The sequence below is a fragment of the Janthinobacterium leeuwenhoeki genome (assembly GCF_051380795.1).
Taxonomy (GTDB): Bacteria; Pseudomonadota; Gammaproteobacteria; order Burkholderiales; family Burkholderiaceae_D; genus Janthinobacterium.
In genome coordinates, this window is sequence record NZ_JBNYXT010000067.1 from 1 (window position 1) to 3,088 (window position 3,088).

The window sequence follows — 3,088 nt, forward strand, 5'->3', positions numbered from 1 at the left end:
CAAGGTCGGAAAAGCTCTTTTGCATGATTGATGGCGAACAGTCAGGATACCGTTATTGTCTCAGGTAGGTCCGCCGCAGGGAACGGCGTTTGATGAATAAATCAGTGGTTCCCTAGAAGACATCCTGCTCGCTGGATATCGAAATTAGCTAGATTTCGTTCCCAACTGGACGAGGTTTGCGCTACATACAACACACAGGGGACACGATGGTCAGCATCAATGACGATAAATCATTCAAGTTAGCTTTGATCACTGAGGATTTGCAAGGCGACCAGTCCAAAGACGGTTTCGTTGCCGTGTGCGAGCAAGCGCGGGCGGCGATGAGCTCGCACGATATTGGCAGCGATTTCCGTCGTGCCTACCTCAGTTCCATGAGCGATCCTAAGATCCTTATGAGCCAAATCCAGGCCGACATGATGGACAACTACATGATCGCCGCCCTCGCATGCATTGAGCTGGGCGTCCCGAAGCATTTTCCATTGATCGCATGGGCCGCGCTGAATAAAATGGACTTCGAGGGCCTGCAAGGTGAGATTGCCTGCATGCGCACGCTGATGTGGGGTGGCTTCGACGTTAACAGCCAAACACCGGAAGGCGGCATTTCTGCGCTCCATGCAATGTGCAATTTGAAATGGGGCAGGGGAGCACATCCTAGGGCTGTCCATCACCTCATTGAAAACGGTGCAGACGTAAACATTCAATCTGCCACGGGCGACACGCCAATGATCACTCTATGCGGCCATGCGGCTTGGAACGAAGACATCGACAGAACGTTTTATTTACTGTTCGATGCTGGTGCGGACCTGGAGGTGGAGGCCGAGGATGGCGTTTCAGCATGGCTCTTGCTTCAAGGCCAGCAGAAGGAAAATCCACATCCACTGCGTGAGCAGCTTATTTCTGAATTGTCAGAATAGTTCCGAGCTCAGCCCGTTCGGAAAAACTCGACCTCTGACACGAGGTTGAGATTGCGTCGATCGACCGTGTGTTCGAACTCTTGGAGATAGATGCTGTGCGAGGATGGCCCCGCGATGATTGATGCGCGCGGGGCCGTCGTGCTGAGAACGACACCACCTTTTCCGACTTTGTTTAAACCCCCGGCAAACATTTGAGCCGTTTCAAGTTTTGGTGTCCAGCCACTCCCGACAGAGCCATCTTCCCAACGCTCGATGCTTTCGCCTCTATACAGGACTTGGTCCTGTCCAATGTAAGCTGGCAACCAAATTCTCAGCATATCCAGAAGCAAATGGTCATTGGCCACTAGCTCGCGTATTTTGTGAGCGCTCTCCGTCCACCTGACGTGAAAGGTCTTTGAGTCCTCCGGTTTCATAGGAGGCGTGTTTATCATCTGCCCCATGAGCTCTTGCCAGCGCTGCTTGGTCTTCGCCTTGTCCGGATTTTCAATGTGAGGGTTGTAATACATTCCTTCCAAGATGTTGGAAAGGAGAGGGGCGTATCCATTCTTGGGCATATTTTTTGATGTGTCTGGTGTGCGTGAGAGGTTGGTCTTGCCTGGCGATCTTAGGCGCCCAAGGTTTATTTAAGCCGCAACCAGTATCCATGGCGATAGCTCAAAAGGCAACCGAGGTCCAGATGCCTTCAGTGTTAGTCCTTGGCCACGTGGTATCAAGAAGTGTCACCCGGCTTTGCCGTTGAGGCAGGCCGGCGTCGCCTATGTAGGCAGGTGAGGAGGCGACGCGGCGTCGCCCTGCAGGCAGGTGAGGATGGGGCGCAAATTCAATTCGACAAACATTCCACCAAAATGATATTATTCGGCCGCGCTAAGCACATGTTTCCCCTATGAAGGCGACGAATTGGACCCCCTCATTCACACTGCAGGGGTCGCAAGTTCGAAACTTGCACTTCCCACCAAGAATTCGCAATAAAATCAAGTACTTACATAAAAGCCGCCTATCTCAGATACGCGGCTTTTTTTGTGGGTGTGATTTCTGGGTGTGATTTACTTTTTTTGAACCAGCGCCGACAGCTTATCAAGCGCCGCCCGTTGAGCATCTATCTGTAGGTGAGCGTAGCGTTGTGTGGTTTGAACGTTGCTGTGCCCGAGAATTTTACTGATTGTATAAAGGTCAACACCTAAGCCGAGCATGATGCTGGCACAAGAATGCCGTAGGTCGTGAAAGTTCACATGCTCCATACGCGCCTTCACGCGTGCTCGGCGCCAAGCGAATTTCAGCCCATCAACACTCACTTCAAGCGGAAAGTGGGCGAGCCAAGGTCGCAGCGCGGGGATGATTGGAATTACACGCGCCCTTAAGGTCTTTGTGTGGCTCGAAGGCAAGGTGATCGTGTCAATGCCAATATCCTCCTCACGAATTTGGAATAATTCCCCGCGGCGAGCACCCGTCAAAAGCGCAGCCCAGATGGCGGCCTGTACCTGGACCGTGCAATGCTGAGCAATCTGCTGGACTTCATCCACAGAAAGAAATACCACTCGTTTGTTGTTCACTTTCATATTTTCAATTCTTAATCCGAAGTTTTCGGAAATTAACCGTTGCCGCCATGCAATTGCAAGTCCCTTTTTTGCGCAGGCCAGCGAGCGATTGATAGTAGCGGGCGCATATGCATGCTTCATTTTTCCAGTTTTTTTATTGAGTATCTTCTGGCTCATATCTTTGATGACATGATCCGAAAATTCTTGCGCTTGGCTTGCTTTGTACTTACGCGCCCATGGCTCAAGACGCTTTGCGTGATGCTCAGACGTCTCGGCAGTGCGAAGGGTTTTTGAGTGCTCCACATAGATAGCCAAGATGGCAAGCATGGGCGGGTCCCGGCCGCCGCGTCGCCGGCGTGGCCAAGGCCGTACGTGAGGAAGTCGCTTTCTTTCAAACAGTCAAAGTGCTGCTCACTAAACGCGAAATTAGCGCCAAGAAGAAGACCGATGAAGAGCGCGAACTGGCAATCCGGCAGATCATCGGTTCTGCTGTTGTATCTGATCAGGTCGTAGATATTTTCGATACTGCTGTGGTCTAATTTGCCCGGACACCTCAATAGGTGGAAAATCCACCATCTGAGGAAAAAGCATGACAACAAGAAAACGTAGAACCTTCGAGCCGAGCCTGAAACTGGAAGT

Annotated in this window: 3 protein-coding genes and 1 pseudogene; 2 read left to right on the top strand and 2 right to left on the bottom strand. The window is 51.5% G+C overall.

Annotated elements, in window-relative coordinates:
* Window positions 1-206 precede the first annotated feature (206 nt).
* Window positions 207-914 (top strand): ankyrin repeat domain-containing protein, encoded by a 708-nt coding sequence (locus ACQ4WS_RS25340; protein ID WP_436479712.1) that lies wholly within the window; start codon window positions 207-209, stop codon window positions 912-914.
* Between the two features lie 8 nt (window positions 915-922).
* Here the strand turns inward: ACQ4WS_RS25340 and ACQ4WS_RS25345 are convergent, their stop codons facing one another.
* Together ACQ4WS_RS25345 and ACQ4WS_RS25350 are read right to left on the bottom strand one after the other, a co-directional pair.
* Window positions 923-1,468, bottom strand: a complete 546-nt coding sequence (locus ACQ4WS_RS25345; RefSeq protein WP_436479713.1) for a hypothetical protein — start codon at window positions 1,466-1,468, stop codon at window positions 923-925.
* A gap of 489 nt (window positions 1,469-1,957) precedes the next feature.
* The gene (locus ACQ4WS_RS25350; RefSeq protein ID WP_436479714.1) at window positions 1,958-2,776 is read right to left on the bottom strand and encodes a tyrosine-type recombinase/integrase; all 819 of its coding nucleotides are present in this window, start codon (window positions 2,774-2,776) and stop codon (window positions 1,958-1,960) included.
* A 32-nt stretch (window positions 2,777-2,808) separates the two neighbouring features.
* Between ACQ4WS_RS25350 and ACQ4WS_RS25355 the strand changes: the two are divergent.
* Window positions 2,809-2,973: pseudogene (locus ACQ4WS_RS25355) on the top strand (type I restriction enzyme endonuclease domain-containing protein); the annotation flags it as partial.
* Window positions 2,974-3,088 lie beyond the last annotated feature (115 nt).